Origin of the sequence: Wolbachia endosymbiont (group A) of Campoletis raptor, assembly GCF_964026755.1 — a bacterium.
Taxonomy (GTDB): domain Bacteria; phylum Pseudomonadota; class Alphaproteobacteria; order Rickettsiales; family Anaplasmataceae; genus Wolbachia; species Wolbachia pipientis.
Genome location: NZ_OZ034695.1, coordinates 970,894 through 986,917 on the forward strand (window position 1 = coordinate 970,894; position 16,024 = coordinate 986,917).

A 16,024-nucleotide genomic window follows, 5' to 3' on the forward strand; every position below is an offset into this window, starting at 1 on the left:
ATGTACAATCAAGAATATTTAATTCAAGTCGAAGAAGCGATAAAGAAACTGCAAAATGGAGAGCGAGTAGTATCAATTGCATATGGTGACCATGTTGTAAGATATGCTGAAGTAGATATAAATGATTTACTAAGCTTAAGACAACGAATTAAAGCTGAACTCAAGATTGCAGACATGAAGCCAAAGAGGAAAATTGTTTTTGCAACAAATAAAGGAGTTATATGAGGGAAAATTTTCTGAGAAAAGTTGTAAAAGAGGAATATTCTGAATTTTTAGAGCAATTAAAAACTTTCATAAAACTATGGGAGAATAGAGAGAGTTCAGTAAATGGAATAATAGATTTGTCACATTGGCAAGAAAATGTGGATTTTGAGTTAGCTAAAGAGAATGGTATAGTTGGAGTAATTCATAAGGCAACGCAAGGAACAGGGTACATAGATACAAAATACAAAGAAAGAAGAAAAGAAGCTGAAGACTTGGGTCTATTATGGGGTTCATATCATTTCGGTGTAGGGGAAGATGGAAAGGATCAAGCAAATCACTTTTTGAATACAGTGGGTAAAACTAAAAATACAATTGTTGCTCTTGATATTGAAGAGAACGAAAGTGGAAAAAATATAGAACCAAGACAAGCAGAAGATTTTATAAAAAAAGTTCAAGAAGAAACAGGGCGTTTACCTTTAGTGTATGGAGGTGCTAATTTTTTGAAAGATTTTGCCACACCAATTTTGACGAAATGTCCATTATGGATAGCAAGATATGGAGATCAACCTGTTTTACCGCAAGGCTGGAATAAGTGGATTTTATGGCAATACACCGAAGGTAAAAATGGTCCAGAGCCACATGAAGTAGAAGGAATCGGAAAATGTGACAGAAATAAATTTAACGGCACATTAAAAGAATTAAGAGAATTTTGGTTAGTATGATGCTGAAAAATTTCAAACAACTATTTAGCAAGCCAAAAATCAAAAGCTCAGCGTGGGATGCAGCAGGTTCAGGAAGAAGATTTTTTCACTTTCAACCAGAGTTAGGAAGTATAAACAATTTGCTGTCTCAAAACCTTGAAACTTTACGTAGTAGATCACGTGATATGGTGAGAAAAAACCCATATGCAGCAAATATCATTGATACCATAGTGAGTAATTCTATTGGAACAGGAATAAAGCCGCAATCAAAAGCAAGAGATGGAGAATTTCGAAAGAAAGTACAAGAATTATGGCTAAAATGGACAGATGAAGCAGATAGCTGTGGAATAAGTGATTTTTATGGATTACAAGGTCTAGTATGCAGAAGTATGATAGAGGGAGGAGAGTGTTTTGTACGTTTAAGAACGAGAAAGATGGAAGATAGATTTTCTGTACCATTACAACTGCAAGTACTTGAGTCTGAACATTTAGATAATAAAACAAATCAAACTTTAGGAAATGGTAATGTAATAAGAAACGGGATTGAGTTCAATAGACTTGGGCAAAGAGAAGCATATTACTTATTTAGAGAACATCCAGGAGAAGGCTCATTTGGAGAATCAGTGAGAGTACCAGCAAATGATGTTTTACATATTTATAGACCATTAAGACCTGGGCAAATTAGGGGAGAGCCATGGCTTTCGAGTATACTTCTGAAACTTTATGAGCTTGATCAATACGATGATGCAGAATTAGTGAGAAAAAAGACAGCAGCGATGTTTGCAGGGTTTATTACGAGACTCGATCCTGAGGCAAATATTTTAGGAGAAGGCGAAGCAAATGAGCAAGGAGTAGCACTATCAGGTTTAGAGCCAGGAACAATGCAGCTTTTAGACCCAGGAGAAGATATAAAATTTTCAGAACCGTCAGATGTTGGAGGAAGTTATGAAGCGTTTATAAGACAGCAACTGAGGGCAATAGCAATAGGCACAGGGATAACATACGAGCAACTAACAGGAGATTTAACCGGCGTTAATTATTCATCAATCAGAGCAGGATTAATAGAGTTTCGTCGTAGATGCGCTATGCTGCAACATAACATTATGGTATTTCAATTTTGCAGACCAGTATGGGATAGATGGCTAGAACTTGCCACTTTATCTGGAGAGCTTTCTACAACAGATAATCAAATATTTAAAGATGTAAAATGGGTACCGCAGGGATTTGATTGGGTGGATCCACTGAAAGACCAGCAAGCACAGCAAATGGCAGTAAGGAATGGATTTAAGAGTCGATCGGAAGTAGTATCAGAAATGGGTTATGATGTAGAAGAAATTGACCAAGAAATAGCAGAAGATCAAAAGCGTGCTAATTCTTTTGGACTTTGTTTCGATTGTGACGTTAATGTGCCATAAAATACAATAAGGGGAGGAAGGTGATGTGGATAAATAAACCAATAATGGTAGAGAGAAGAAGCTTTGAACTACTATCATTATATAACAGCAAACAACCTGTCTTTAAGAATTTAAAGTATTTTCATATAAACCCAAAAGGAATAGCAATAATACGTATTTATGGAGTTTTGACAAAAAAAACAGAAGCTTTTGATCATATTTTAGACATGACTTCGTATGAAAATATTCATGAAGAGATAGAGAGTGCTTTAGAAGATAAAAGCATAGAGACGATTCTACTTGACATAGACAGTCCAGGAGGGGAAGTAAACGGTGTATTTGACCTAGCTGATTTTATCTATAGTGCAAGAGGAAAAAAGAGGATAATAGCAATAGCAAATGATGATGCATATTCTGCTGCGTACGCTATAGCCTCTAGCGCTGAAAAGATTTTTCTCACCCGCACTTCAGGAGTTGGGAGTATAGGAGTAATAGCAAGTCATATAGATCAAAGTGGTTTTGATGAAAAACAGGGAATAAAATACACCACAATCTTTGCTGGCAGTCGAAAGAATGATTTAAATCCGCATGAGCCAATGACGTCTGAAAGTTTAGAAAGCTTACAAAAAGAAGTAGGTCGACTATATGAAATGTTTGTGCAGCTAATAGCAAGGAACAGAGGTCTTTCAATTGAAAAGATTCGATCAACAGAAGCAGGTCTATATTTTGGGGAGAAAGCAGTAGAAATAGGTCTTGCAGATGGAGTTACAACATTTTTTGAATTTATCAATAATCATAGGAGTGTTAGTATGACAACTAATGAGTTAACTGAGGAAGGCTACGAGAACTGTCGTAGAGAAATTTTAGAGATAATAAGATTATGTAATGTATCAAAGATGCCAGAAAAGATAGGAGAATTTATTGAGCAGGGCGTAAGTGTTGAGCAAGCCAGGGAAGTTTTAATGGAATTACTTGCAGAGAGAACGAAAAAGACAGAGATACTGAGTGCAATACCACAGAATTCAGGAGAAGATTTAATGATACAGGTAGCAAGAAGTCGTAGGGGTTAAAGTATTTTTATAACCGCCGTATATAGCATTGATAAAAGCGGCGGTAAGCAGTTAAGGAGAGAGAAATTTATGAGTTGTATAAGCGAACAAAATAATCTGGGTGACCTATTAAAGTATGAGGTGTCAAGTCTATATTCAAGAGATCAGATAACAGTAGCAAAGGGACAAAATCTTAAACTTGGTACAGTAGTGGCTCTCGATAAAGATAACATGATTAAGATAATAGATCCAACTGCAACAGATGGAGCAATAGGTGTAATAACAAGTGATGTAAATGCGACAGAAAATGCCAAAGCAGTAATCATTACACGTATAGCAATGCTAGCAGATCATGCAGTTGTATGGCCAGCAGGTATCACTGAAGAGCAAAAAGCTGCAGCAATAAAGCAACTTGAAGGACGAGGGATCATTATCCGTAAAGCAGTCTAAGGCTATATTAAACAATAAAAAAACACAAAGGGGGAAAAGAAAAAATGCAAAATCCATTTACAAATCCAGCATTTAGCATGACGGCACTAACGAATGCGATGAATATATTGCCGATAAATTACGGTCGCGTTGAAAATTTAAATTTATTTCCAAGTAGGTCAGTAAGATTTAGACATATTACCATAGAAGAGCAAAATGGAGTATTAAGTTTACTACCAACGCAGTTACCTGGAGCACCAGCAACAGTGGGAAAACGTGGAAAGAGGAAAGTAAGAACATTTACGATTCCACATATTCCACATGATGATGTAGTGTTACCAGAGGAAGTACAGGGAATAAGGGCATTTGGATCAGAGAGTGAACTTAAAGCGCTGGCAGATGTAATAACTGATCATTTGCAGCTAATGAGAAACAAACATGCGATAACATTAGAACATTTGCGAATGGGAGCGCTGAAAGGAATAATTTTAGATGCTGACGGGTCAGAACTATTAAATCTGTACAACGAATTTGAGATAACACCAAAAGTAGTAAATTTTGCACTAGGAACAGCAACAACAGATATAAAACGTAAGTGTCTGGAAGTACTCCGGCATATAGAAGATAATCTAAGTGGTGAATATATGACAGGAGTTCATGCCTTGGTAAGCCCTGAGTTTTTTGATGCATTAACTTCGCATAGTAAAGTGAAAGAAGCATACGAGAGATGGCAAGAAGGAGCAGCGCTAAGGAATGATATGAGATCAGGATTTACGTTTTGTGGAATCACGTTTGAGGAATATAGAGGGCAAGCAACTGATCCTGAAGGAACCGTAAGAAGGTTTATAGAAAGAGATACAGGACACTGTTTTCCACTAGGAACAGCAAGCACATTTACAACATATTTTGCACCAGCAGATTTTAATGAAACAGTAAATACTCTTGGACAGCCACTATATGCAAAACAAGAGCCAAGAAGATTTGATAGAGGGACTGATTTGCATACGCAGTCAAACCCTCTGCCAATGTGCCATCGTCCGGCAGTTTTGGTAAAAATTAGTTCTAGTTGATGAATATAGGAAAATTATTGGAAGATTGTTTTGAGCATTTAGGAGTGGAAGCCATATATTGTAATAAAAATAAGGAGAGTATTCGTAAAATAAAAGTGCTAATAAAACGTCCTGAGACTACGTACTCTCTAGGTGCAGATGGAGCATTAACTCAGCAAATTGCCTCAATAGAGATACGCAGTAAGGACGTTACTTCCTTTAGCATAGGTGATTATATCAAGATTGAAAAAAGATTCTATAAGATTTTTGAACCACCGTTAAAAGATTCTTCGGGTGAAGTATGGAAAATTGAGGCAATAGAAAGTGTTTAATATTAAAGTTAGTAACAATATTAATGAAATAATCTCCAATATTGACAGAAAAGAGCAGAAAGTAAAACTGGCAGCTATAAAAGCACTAAATAGAACAGCACTATGGTTAAAAGCGCAAGCAGCTAAGGAAATCAGTGAGGAAAAGAAGATAAAATTAAGTTTGATAAGAAAGAGATTAAGAATTTTTAAGGCGAAAACTAGCAGATTAAAAGTGTTAATTAGAGCAAATCTCTATGACATTAGAGCATCGGCAATTGGCAAAATACAAAAAACAAGAAGAGGGTCGAAAGTAGGAAAGCATGAGTTTATAGGAGGATTTGCAGCAGTTATGCCAAAAGGAAATAGCGGTATGTTTAAACGTGAAGGAAGAGCAGCATTGCCAATACAAGAAGTAAAGCTACCACTGGAACCTGAAGGCTCAAGAATAATAAAAGACCTTGTTAATTATGAGAGTGAGAGAGAGTTTGAGAAATACTTTAAGCATGAGCTAAACTATATTTTAAAGGTATGACAAAGTTCTGGATAGATTTACATCAAGCAATTTGTACTACACTGAAGAAAGAAATCCTAACTATACAAACATGCGAAGTATACCCGACGATAAGAAAAGAACTGTTAGCACCAGCGGTATTAGTAGAACTTAGTAGTCTTGAAAAAGGAAGTGATCCAGGAACAGGTGAACTAGCTCTGAGGGTAAGATTTGAGGCAAGAATAGTAGTTGATAGTACTATAGAAAATGCCCCTATTATTGTCAGAACATTAGCTGCTGAGGTTGCAAGAGTAGTGAACAAGAATACCTGGGAAAAGAATGTATCTCCGGCTGAATTTCTTTCTGCAGAGCCTGATGGATTTAGACCCGAATTAGATGCATATTTGGTGTGGATGGTTGATTGGAGTCATCAGCTTCATTTAGGTAAATCAGTATGGGAAGAGGGGAAAATTAAACCACATACAATAAACGTAGAAAATATAAATGTTGGATCATAGTTTTGCGATTTCAGAGCTGAATAGGAAGCTAGCAAACGTTATTCGTATAGGAATTGTAAAAGAAATAGATTATGAAAAAGCAAAAGTAAGAGTGAAAATAGGAGAATTTTTAACAGATTATTTACCGTGGATAACAAGTAAAGCAGGAAAAGATAGAGATTGGTCTCCGCCAGATATCGATGAACAGGTTATGGTATTTTCTCCTCTTGGTGAACTATCATTAGGAGTGGTGTTAGCAGGAATATATCAGGAAAAATATCCTGCACCAGAGAATAAAAAAGAAATAAATAGTATAAAATTTCAAGATGGGACGAAGTTTACATATGATAAAGGTAAGCATCATTTAGAGATTGAAGTAGTAGACAAAATAACACTGAAAGCTGGGGGATCGAGAATAGAAATGACAAAAAGTGGAATAAAATTGAAGGCAGATAAAATAAACCTTAATTAAATGAATAAATCGGTTGTGCGAGTAGGAGATCATTGTGCAGAAGCAACACTACATTTTTGCGTTAGTGGCAGTAACAATGTTTTTGTAAATGGTAAGCCAGTTTGCCGAAAAGGAGATAATTTTACAGAAGGTAGAGTATTAACTGAAGGATCAAAAACAGTGTTTGCAAATGGGTTTGGAGTGGGAAGAGTTGGTGATATGGTTTCTTGTGGTTCCAAGGTGATCAGTGGTAGCAGTAACATTTTTTCAGGATAAAATATGCTATACTTATCAAAAATAAAGTTATGAATATGGATATAACTACTAGCCTATTAGGAGACATTAGTAATTTAATAGATAGAGCAAAAAATCATCTTTCTGTTCAATTCAATTCTACTCTAGTATTGTTAAACTGGGAAATTGGCTCTAGAATTGATCAAGATATCCTAAAGCACAAACGTGCAGATTATGGGAAGCAAATCATCTCCCAACTTGCAAAAGAACTTCAGATTAAATATGGACGTGGTTTTGATAGAGCGTCATTATTTCGTATGGTGCAATTTTCTAAATTCTTTTCTGATCAAGAAATTGTCGCGACACTGTCACAACAATTGAGTTGGTCACATTTTGTAGAAATTATTGCAATTTCTGATGAGCTGAAGCGTAATTATTATATAGAAATGTGTCGTATTGAAAGGTGGAGTGTTAGGGCACTACGTAGTAAAATCGATACTATGTTGTATGAACGTACAGCGCTAGCAAAAAAAACTGAAGAGTTTATAAGAAGGAGTATAAAAAATTTACGTGAAGAAAATATGTTAGCACCAGAATTCATTTTTCATGACCCATACTTCCTTAGCTTCATGGAATTGCCATCAAGTTATAGTGAGACTGATCTAGAAAATACAATCTTGGATGAATTGACAAAATTTTTACAAGAGTTTGGAAATGATTTTTGTTTTGTAACACGTCAAAAAAGGATGAGTACTAAAACAACTGACAGGTATTTGGACCTGCTATTTTTTCACAGAGGATTAAAACGCCTTATAGCAATAGAACTAAAAATAGGTCGCTTTGAACCAGCTTATAAAGGACAGATGGAATGGTATTTAAATTGGTTAGATAAAAATGAACGAAAAGCAGGTGAAGAAAAACCGTTAGGGATTATTTTATGTGCTGATAAGGATCAAGAGGATATAGAATATCTTGAACTCGAAGGCTCTAATATTCATGTTGCACAGTATTTAACACAGCTTCCTTCTAAAGAAATTCTTGAAAAGAAGTTGAGAAAGGCTATTTCTATAGCACGTGAAAAACATGCAAGTATTAAGTCAAATCCATGAAAAATATATGAAAGGAATGGATGCTAAAACAGGGAAAGAATTAGAGGGAATAGAGCACTTAAAGCAATCGATAATTGATATACTGACCACTCCTATTAACAGTAGAATAATGAGGAGAGATTATGGGTCAAGACTATTTGAATTAGTAGATAAGCCAATAAATAGAGATTTAACTTTGGAAATCTATGCAGCAACAGCAGAAGCACTGGGGAAATTTGAGAAGAGATTTAAGTTAGAAAAAGTAAAGATTGCTGAAGCTAAAGAAGGAAAAATGACTCTTGTACTTGAAGGTATGTATCTTTCAGAAGGCAAATTCATAGGTATTAGTGGAATAGTTGTTTAGAAATGCAGACATCTAATATTATTGAAAAACTAAGCTATGAGGAAATCTTTTCCAGAATGAAGGAGGAGTTAGTGTGTAGAGATGAAACCTTTTCAGCGTTAGTAGAATCCGATCCAGCAATAAAGATTCTGGAGGTAGCAGCATGGCGAGAACTTTTGCTCAGACAAAGGATGAACGAAGCAGTAAAGAGTAATTTACTGAAATTTGCAAGGGGAGAAGATCTTGATAATTTGGCTGAATTTTATGGAGTAGAGAGAGAAAAAGAAGAAGAGGATGAAAGATTTAGAAAGAGGGTAAAAGCAAAAATAGCAGGTTGGTCAACAGGAGGAAGTAAGGAATATTATAAATATCATGCACTGTCAGCAGATAGTAGAGTAAAAGATGCACTAGTAGAATCACCTATACCAGGAAAAGTACAAATTTCAATCTTATCAACACAAACTGGCATAGTGTTAGAAGAGCTACTTGAAATTGTAAGAAAGCAAGTTACTAGAGATGATATAAGGGTTTTAACAGATACAGTAACAGTGATAGGGTATCCGTTCAGCGGAGTGGCAGAATAAGGTAGACAAGGTGATCTAAAAAGATAATCATAGAGCAAAAGTGAAATAATATGGTAAACCTTTTAGAACTTTGCAAAAATTTACAGCAAAAAATAGAAAGGTTAGAAGCAAAAATAGAAAGATTGGAAAAAGAGAATGAAAGTTTAAAAGCAGAAAATAAGGCTTTAAAGATAGAAAATGCTGAGTTAAGAGAAAGACTCGGTTTAAGCTCAAAAAATTCATCAATACCAAGTTCCAAAGAGTTGTATAAAATAAAAAAGAATAAGCCGAAAAGCGAAAGGAATATTGGCGGTCAGGTTGGTCATAAAGGAAGTTTTCGCGCCAACATGGATGCAGATAAAGTAGTAAAGATAGAGTTGCCTAATACTTGCGAATTCGGAGGAGAAATTGCAATATGTGAAAAACCATATATTCATCAGAAAGTTGATCTTCCAGAAATCAAGCCTTATGTAGTGGAATATCAGTTAGAACATGGCCGTTGTCGGAGATGCGGAAAGAGAAGAAGTAGCAAGTTACCAGAAGGTGTTACGCCAGATACATTTGGTCCAAGGGTTAAGTCAATAATTGCAGCGTTCAGCGGATTCTACAAAAATTCAAAACGCGAAATAGCGAGTGTCGTAAATGATATCTTCAATTTGAACATAAGCGTCGGTAGCATATCAAATAGTGAACATAGAGTTGCTTCAAAATGCAAAAAAATGTATGAGCAGATCGAACAAGAGATAAGTAGGAGTAAAGTTCTACATATTGATGAAACGAGCCATTATAACAAAGGTAAACTCGCTTGGTGTTGGATGTTTGCAAGCAATACGGCAAGTTTTGTAAAATTTACAGAGTCAAGAGGAATGAAAGTTTTACAAAATAGTAAATTCTGCAATCGCAATAGCTTGGTAATAACTGACAGGTATGCAGCATACAATTATTTTGCCGATAAAAACAGGCAAATCTGTTGGGCACATTTATCAAGAGATTTTGAAAGATTAGCACATAGTTGGAATATTGAAGTTAAAGTTCTGGGTTGTTACTTGAGAAACGTGGCCACTGAATTATTTGCACTAAAAAAAGCTTTACTAAAAAGTGAGATAGATGTTTTGAGGTTTGTCAGACGTGCCAGAAAATTAAGAAAACGTACAAAGTATTACTTGAAGGAGATATCTCGTTTACCTGAAGCAATTGGAGCCTCTCGAGTTGCAAAAAATGTTCTGAGATCTGAAAGAATGATGTGGAAATTTTTAGATGACCCAGAAAATATTCCGCTGACAAATAACCACGCTGAACGGCAAATTCGGCATTATGTCGTTTATCGCAAAAACTCATATTTTACACAATCAAAGCGGGGAAATACATTCCTTGAGCGGATAATTTCATTATACTTAACTTGGAAACAAAGGGGTCTCAATCCTTTCCAAAATCTCCTATCTATTGTTTCTTAAACCACTCTCCTGAACGGATACGTGATAGGTTGCAATATTACGGAAATAGATATTCACAGCAGAATGAGTATAAGTCCTATAATATCAAAGGAGGAAATCAAGAAGCAGTTTATTGAGAAGTTTGAGGCAAGTAGAAGGTTGGGATGGAATGTTACAAAATCATGGATAATAGCGAATCTATTTGTAGATGGTGTAGAAAATGTGGAATTAATAGAGCCAAAAGAGGACGTTGTAGTACTAGGAAATGAGTGCGCTGCATTAAGAAAGTTAAAGGTTGAGTAATGTTATTGCCACCAAATGCAACAAACCAGGAGAAAGCGCTAGTAGATGCGATAGATTATAAAGTAGATCCAAGCTATATTAGAGGATTTAAATTTAGATTGGAAGAAGAAACATTGCCGTGGATAATAGAAGAATATGGTTTAGAAGAAATACTACGCTGGGTAAAAGATAGAAGAAAAGCAGTAGTAGAAGGAGTAAAATTTCAAAGACTGCGAGGAACACCTAAATCACTTAAAATAGCACTCAAGTGGGCAAATATAGAAGACATTACAATCATCGAAGAACCACCCGGTAAACACTTTTTTGAGTTGCAAGTAGGGATAAAAGAGGTACCAAATGACTTCTTCGTAGATGCAGTAGTAGAGCTGGCAAAACTATCACTGCCTGTAAGATCCAGATTGATGAGGATTTTTAACGATAATTATAATGTGCAGAGATTTATATTGGATGAGAGTTTATTTGGAGATCTTCTTTCTGATTATTCAGGGGTAAAAATAGAAAAAGATGGACCAGTGTTATCATTTGGAAGAGTAAATTTTTTCAGGTCTAGTGGTCCAGTTATTAGGATTATAGAAAACTATCTACGCGATCATTATGAACGAGCTTTAAGCAATGATATATATCGCCTAGATGTAGCAATCCTTGGAGAAACCGAGCCTCACACAAGGGATTATAAAGGCATCTATGAAAGAGATCATTTGTGGTACAACTTAAAAGCGCTATATCCGCTACCACAGAGCTTATTACCGGCAATTAAGTTTGCGAAAGCGCAAGTTATATTATCGGACAGTTGGAACTTAGGAGAAACAAATGCGTGCTTTCCGGTTGGTAGCATAGAAGAAGAAGGAAATAAATTTGTATTGGGAAACGATAAACTTTCAGGGCAACGTTGGAATTTAAAACACAAACCAATTTTAGAAAGGTTTAGCGTTACCCATGATTATAAAGTAGAAAATTATACTGATCAAAAGATCACAAAATATGTTTTAGCAGAACACAACATTTACTATAAAAACGACTTAGATTCAGAGCAAAAAGACTCAATACACGAATTAGAAAATCATATTTTAGTATTTTATCCGGGAGTACTGAAGTGGCATGAACATCGACATTTGCACAGAAGTTGGAAAGATAGTCGAATAATATCTCTAATAAGTTAAGTACTTATATTTAGATACTCATATATTATATTAATAATAGGTAAAAGTGTATGAAATAAAAAGAAAAAGACTTGCTTTCTCATGCTAAGAGGTTGTCCGGAAACTAGTAAATTCAAGCATATTCCCTCTTTAACATAACCCTACTCATAGCTAGGTATATGAAATTCTCAGTGGATGTTGTGAGTAAATCATACTCCTTCGATAGCCTTCTATTCCTATTAACCCAAGCAAAAGTCCTTTCTACAACCCATCTTCTTGGCTGTACTTTAAACCCTTGTTCTCTTGTTGGTAGTAGCTCAGGTGGCGTATCTTTGTGCACCCAAAATCTACATGGAGGCCTTGTAACAATTTCAATATCTATGTCATATTCTTCCTTTGTGTGATTCTTTAAATTTCTTCCTTGGTATCCCATGTCAGCCCACATTTTTTTAACTTTAGTATATTTTGTTCTCATATTGTTTAATGCTATTTTAATACCATCTCTATCATTTTCGTTAGCAGCGCCTACGTAACAACCTAGTATAAAACCCTGAGTGTCTGTAATTATATGCCTTTTTCTACCCTTTACTTTTTTACTTCCATCATAGCCTTTGATCCCCCCTTTTCTGTAGTCTTTACAGATTGACTATCTACTATACAGGCACTCGGCTGCTCATTCCTTCCTATTTTTCTTCTACTATATTTTGTAATTTCATAATTCATTTTCTCAAAAATTCCCTGCTTCTTCCATTGCCTGAACTGCTCATACACAGTCTTCCATAGCGGAAAATCATTTGGTAAATACCGCCATTGACACCCTGTACGCAATACATAGAAAATTGCTTCTAATATTTCTCTTTTGCTATACTTTGGCGGCCTTCCTCCTTTCTTGTATGATACTCTGAAGTGTTTTTCTATTCTTGCCCATTCCCTTTCGCTTAGATCTGTTGGATACTTTTTTCTCATCTTTACCCCGTACTAAAATTTCAGATATTATAGCCTTTTACTTGTTTCCGGACAACCTCTAAAAAGGACATGACTTGAATAGCAGCAGGTAAACATAAGAAATTTATCTAGCGCTAGAAAAGCTAATTTTGTGAGGTATGAAATGAGTTTTAGCAAGAGTAAGTTTTTTAAAGAAGTATCAAGTAACGGGTTTAAAAACATTAATAAAAGAAATGAAGAAGGAGAAACGATATTACACCAAGCAGTAGAAATCTCTGATTACAAAACAGTGAGATTATTAATAAAAAAAGGAGCAGAGGTAAATGCAAGAGATAAAAATGGTTATACACCTCTACACTGTGCAGTATTCGCAAAGAGTTTAGAAAATGTAAAAGTGCTGCTAAGGTCGGGAGCAGAAGTAAATGCCACTCAATATGTCACTGGATGTACGCCACTCCACTCTGCGTGCAAAATAGGAGGAGCAGGAGTTGAAATAATAAAAGAGCTGGTAAAGGCTGGAGCTGAAGTTAATCAACTGAATAAGTACGGTGCAACACCAATGTATTACATCTGGGAAAGTGAAAAGTATTCTCTGTGTGATAGTAAAGAAAGTGAAAAGGCAAGTAAATTTTTGAGAGAAAAAGGTGGAGTAACAAAAAGTAGAGAACTGACCTGCTATGGAATAGAGAGGATAGTGGGAGAAATAGCAGACATGCTAAATGGGAGCTATATGCCGGAGCTAAAAATAATAGAGATAGAAGAAATAAGGAAGAGAGACAAATCGCTAATAAAGAAAGAATGTCAAAATTTAGCAAGCAAGATAATGAGCCAAGTGAACGAAATGATAGATGAGGTGGTGAGAAAGAAGGCCTAAAAGAGGGGTTAAAATTTAAAGAAAAGGTGAGGTAGATTATGAGTAAAAAAGAAAAAGAGGAGTCACTATTAGAGAACTCAAGTAAAAATATTTATGAAAGAGACGAGAATGGAAGAACAGTTCTACATTATGCAGTAGACGCAAAAACAGTGAGGTTATTAATCGAAAAAGGAGCGAATGTGAATGCAGCAGATGTAGAAGGATACACAGCACTGCACTTAGCGGTAACGGAGAAATATCTAGAAACCGTGAGAGAATTGATAAAATCAGGAGGGAATGTAAATGCTGAGGAATATGGAAGTAAATGCACTCCATTGCACCTTGCATGTATGGTGGGGAAAGTGGAAATAGTAAAAGAGTTAGTGGAAGCAGAGGCTGAAATAGAGCAAGCAGATAAATTTGGAATGACAGCGATGGATTATGCTAAAAATAGCAAAAAGATAACCGAGGTATTAAAGAAAGAAACAGACAGAATTGAAAAGTTATTTATGAAAGGCTAAAAATATGGAGGAAGAAACAGAAAAGAAAGTAATGAATTTAGAGAGAAAACCTTTGGATGAGCTGAGAAAAATATGGAAGAAGGTATTTGTGGAAGAAGCACCTAGATACTCAAAGAAATATCTGATACCAAGATTAGCTTATAGAATGCAGGAAAAAGTATATGGAGAAATGTCAAGAAAGGGGACAAAAAGACTAGAGTATCTGGCAGATCGGCTAGAGAAGGGAAAAAGAATAAGTAGTGATAAATTACCAGTAGAAGGGACAGAATTAATACTAGAGAGAGGAGAAGAGACGCATGCAGTAATGGTAACAGACAAGGGTTTAATCTACAAAGAAGAGTTTTATACGTCATTGTCAGCAGTGGCAGGAAAAATAATGGGAATGAGCTACAACGGACCTTTATTATTTGGGATGCGTGATCAAAAGGGAAGTTGAAAATGCTAAAAGAAGTAAGATGTGTGATATATACGAGAAAATCAAATGAAGATGGTCTAGAACAAAAGTTTAACAGTCTTGATGCGCAGCGAGTAGCATGTGAGAAGTACATAAAGAGCAGAGAGGGCTGGGTAGCATTGGCTAAAAGGTACGATGATGGAGGCTATTCAGGAAAAAACTTAGAAAGACCAGCAATAAAGGAATTATTTGAAGATGTAAAAAAAGGAGAAGTAGATTGTGTAGTGGTATATACTCTGGATAGGCTATCAAGAGAAACAAAAGACAGCATTGAAGTAACATCATTTTTTAGAAGGCATCGAGTAAATTTTGTAGCAGTAACGCAGATATTTGACAATAATACGCCAATGGGAAAGTTCGTACAAACGGTGTTATCAGGAGCAGCACAATTAGAAAGAGAGATGATAGTAGAGAGAGTAAAAAATAAAATAGCAACATCAAAAGAGCAAGGATTATGGATGGGTGGAACTTTACCGCTTGGATATGATGTAAAGGATAAAGAATTAATAATAAATGAGAAAGAAGCAAAGTTGGTAAAACATATATTTGAGAGGTATATAGAGCTGAAGTCAATGGCAGAGTTGGCAAGGGAGCTAAATAGTCAAGGTTACAGAACGAAAGCAGATACATTTAAAAAGGCGACGGTGAGAAGAATAATAACAAATCCAATATATATGGGAAAAATACGGCATTATGAGAAAGAGTATGAGGGAAAGCATGAGGCAATAATAGAGGAAGAAAAATGGCAAAAAGCACAAGAATTGATAAAGAATCAGCCGTATAGAAAAGCAAAATATGAGGAAGCGTTGCTTAGGGGAGTCATTAAGTGCAAGAGCTGTGATGTAAATATGACGCTGACGTATGCAAAAAAAGAGAATAAAAGATATCGATATTATGTGTGCAATAACCATTTAAGGGGAAAGAATTGTGAATCAGTAAATCGAACAATAGTTGCTGGAGAAGTGGAAAAAGAAGTGATGAGGAAAGCGGAGCAGATATATGAAAAATGGGAAGAAAAAGCGGAAGAATGGAAAAATTTAAGTTTTGGAAAGCAGAAAGAAGTAGTGAAAAAGTTAATAAAAGGAGTAATGATAAGAGAAGATGGAATAGAGCTGAGTTCAGAGGATAAGGTGGAATTTATACCAATAAAAAAGAAAGGAAACAAATGCACGGTAGTAGAACCAGAAGGGAAAACAAATAATGCGTTACTCAAAGCAGTGGTGAGAGCTCATTTGTGGAAACGTCAATTGGAAGAGGGAAAATATAGAAGTGTGAAAGAGCTGAGTAAGAAAATAAACGTAGGTACAAGACGTATACAGCAAATTTTGAGGCTGAATTATTTAGCTCCGAAGATTAAAGAAGACATAGTAAATGGGAAACAACCGAGAGGTTTGAAGCTATCTGACTTAAGGGAAATACCGATGTTATGGAGTGAACAATTGGAGAAATTTTACGGTTTAGCTTCGTAACATTTATAAAAGTAACAAGAAGAAATGACAATCAAAAAAAGAAAATACTTCTGTTTATTAAAAATTTATGCAAAAAAAAAGTTGTTGATTTGTGGTTTAATGAT

General features: G+C 35.5%; 20 protein-coding genes and 2 pseudogenes. 21 read left to right on the plus strand and 1 reads right to left on the minus strand.

Translation table 11 applies throughout. The annotated features are described in order from the left end of the window. The 17 genes and pseudogenes from AAGD74_RS04900 to AAGD74_RS04980 all read left to right on the plus strand — a co-directional run bounded on the left by AAGD74_RS04900 (position 1) and on the right by AAGD74_RS04980 (position 11,699). Positions 1–225, plus strand: a complete 225-nt coding sequence (locus AAGD74_RS04900) for a gpW family head-tail joining protein (RefSeq protein ID WP_338977196.1) — start codon at positions 1–3, stop codon at positions 223–225. After that, positions 222–926, plus strand: a complete 705-nt coding sequence (locus AAGD74_RS04905; protein ID WP_338976667.1) for a glycoside hydrolase family 25 protein — start codon at positions 222–224, stop codon at positions 924–926. Before AAGD74_RS04900 ends, AAGD74_RS04905 begins: the two co-directional genes overlap by 4 nt. Continuing rightward, complete coding sequence (locus tag AAGD74_RS04910; RefSeq protein WP_341810572.1) at positions 923–2,320, plus strand: phage portal protein; 1,398 nt, start codon at positions 923–925, stop codon at positions 2,318–2,320. Before AAGD74_RS04905 ends, AAGD74_RS04910 begins: the two co-directional genes overlap by 4 nt. A gap of 23 nt (positions 2,321–2,343) precedes the next feature. Continuing rightward, positions 2,344–3,369: a S49 family peptidase gene (locus AAGD74_RS04915; RefSeq protein ID WP_341810573.1), complete on the plus strand. Its 1,026-nt coding sequence runs from the start codon at positions 2,344–2,346 to the stop codon at positions 3,367–3,369. 69 nt (positions 3,370–3,438) lie between these two features. Beyond that, positions 3,439–3,798 carry a head decoration protein gene (locus tag AAGD74_RS04920; RefSeq protein WP_264377324.1) on the plus strand — a complete coding sequence of 120 codons (360 nt, stop codon included), beginning with the start codon at positions 3,439–3,441 and terminating at the stop codon, positions 3,796–3,798. Positions 3,799–3,842: 44 nt separating this feature from the next. Then, a complete protein-coding gene (locus AAGD74_RS04925; protein WP_338482372.1) occupies positions 3,843–4,847 on the plus strand; it encodes a major capsid protein in 1,005 nt (334 codons plus the stop codon). Continuing rightward, positions 4,847–5,158: a hypothetical protein gene (locus AAGD74_RS04930; protein ID WP_264377060.1), complete on the plus strand. Its 312-nt coding sequence runs from the start codon at positions 4,847–4,849 to the stop codon at positions 5,156–5,158. The genes AAGD74_RS04925 and AAGD74_RS04930 overlap by 1 nt, the downstream gene beginning before the upstream one ends. Positions 5,159–5,177: 19 nt before the next feature. Next, positions 5,178–5,669: a phage tail protein gene (locus tag AAGD74_RS04935; protein ID WP_410529911.1), complete on the plus strand. Its 492-nt coding sequence runs from the start codon at positions 5,178–5,180 to the stop codon at positions 5,667–5,669. Further along, positions 5,666–6,145, plus strand: a complete 480-nt coding sequence (locus AAGD74_RS04940) for a hypothetical protein (protein ID WP_264377062.1) — start codon at positions 5,666–5,668, stop codon at positions 6,143–6,145. The genes AAGD74_RS04935 and AAGD74_RS04940 overlap by 4 nt, the downstream gene beginning before the upstream one ends. Continuing rightward, complete coding sequence (locus AAGD74_RS04945; RefSeq protein ID WP_338482370.1) at positions 6,132–6,596, plus strand: phage baseplate assembly protein V; 465 nt, start codon at positions 6,132–6,134, stop codon at positions 6,594–6,596. Before AAGD74_RS04940 ends, AAGD74_RS04945 begins: the two co-directional genes overlap by 14 nt. Next, the gene (locus tag AAGD74_RS04950; RefSeq protein ID WP_019236415.1) at positions 6,597–6,851 is read left to right on the plus strand and encodes a PAAR domain-containing protein; all 255 of its coding nucleotides are present in this window, start codon (positions 6,597–6,599) and stop codon (positions 6,849–6,851) included. 29 nt (positions 6,852–6,880) lie between these two features. Beyond that, positions 6,881–7,918 carry a YhcG family protein gene (locus AAGD74_RS04955; protein ID WP_338482369.1) on the plus strand — a complete coding sequence of 346 codons (1,038 nt, stop codon included), beginning with the start codon at positions 6,881–6,883 and terminating at the stop codon, positions 7,916–7,918. Between the two features lie 7 nt (positions 7,919–7,925). After that, the gene (locus tag AAGD74_RS04960) at positions 7,926–8,261 is read left to right on the plus strand and encodes a GPW/gp25 family protein (protein WP_338482368.1); all 336 of its coding nucleotides are present in this window, start codon (positions 7,926–7,928) and stop codon (positions 8,259–8,261) included. Between the two features lie 2 nt (positions 8,262–8,263). Further along, a pseudogene (locus AAGD74_RS04965) lies at positions 8,264–8,797 on the plus strand (baseplate J/gp47 family protein); the annotation flags it as partial. 77 nt (positions 8,798–8,874) lie between these two features. Beyond that, positions 8,875–10,257 (plus strand): IS66-like element ISWen3 family transposase, encoded by a 1,383-nt coding sequence (locus AAGD74_RS04970; protein WP_341810574.1) that lies wholly within the window; start codon positions 8,875–8,877, stop codon positions 10,255–10,257. A 21-nt stretch (positions 10,258–10,278) separates the two neighbouring features. Beyond that, positions 10,279–10,539, plus strand: a pseudogene (locus AAGD74_RS04975) (baseplate assembly protein J); the annotation flags it as partial. Continuing rightward, on the plus strand, positions 10,539–11,699 hold the full coding sequence (locus AAGD74_RS04980; protein WP_338482366.1) for a phage tail protein: 1,161 nt from the start codon (positions 10,539–10,541) through the stop codon (positions 11,697–11,699). The pseudogene AAGD74_RS04975 and the gene AAGD74_RS04980, both read left to right, overlap by 1 nt. A 112-nt stretch (positions 11,700–11,811) precedes the next feature. Here the strand turns inward: AAGD74_RS04980 and AAGD74_RS04985 are convergent. Continuing rightward, a protein-coding gene (locus tag AAGD74_RS04985) for an IS5-like element ISWpi1 family transposase (RefSeq protein WP_338482219.1) occupies positions 11,812–12,644 on the minus strand; the annotation gives its coding sequence in 2 pieces (ribosomal slippage) (positions 11,812–12,275 and positions 12,275–12,644; 834 coding nt in all). Between the two features lie 142 nt (positions 12,645–12,786). Between AAGD74_RS04985 and AAGD74_RS04990 the strand changes: the two genes are divergently transcribed. Genes AAGD74_RS04990 through AAGD74_RS05005 form a run of 4 tightly spaced genes read left to right on the plus strand, consistent with a single transcriptional unit; the run spans position 12,787 to position 15,920 of the window. Next, a complete protein-coding gene (locus tag AAGD74_RS04990) occupies positions 12,787–13,497 on the plus strand; it encodes an ankyrin repeat domain-containing protein (protein ID WP_236515047.1) in 711 nt (236 codons plus the stop codon). Positions 13,498–13,535: 38 nt separating this feature from the next. After that, complete coding sequence (locus AAGD74_RS04995) at positions 13,536–13,997, plus strand: ankyrin repeat domain-containing protein (protein WP_341810575.1); 462 nt, start codon at positions 13,536–13,538, stop codon at positions 13,995–13,997. 4 nt (positions 13,998–14,001) lie between these two features. Beyond that, entirely contained in the window at positions 14,002–14,433 is a 432-nt protein-coding gene (locus AAGD74_RS05000) for a DUF2924 domain-containing protein (protein ID WP_338482363.1), read from the plus strand. 2 nt (positions 14,434–14,435) lie between these two features. Then, on the plus strand, positions 14,436–15,920 hold the full coding sequence (locus AAGD74_RS05005) for a recombinase family protein (RefSeq protein ID WP_338976678.1): 1,485 nt from the start codon (positions 14,436–14,438) through the stop codon (positions 15,918–15,920). The last annotated feature ends 104 nt before the right edge of the window (positions 15,921–16,024 follow it).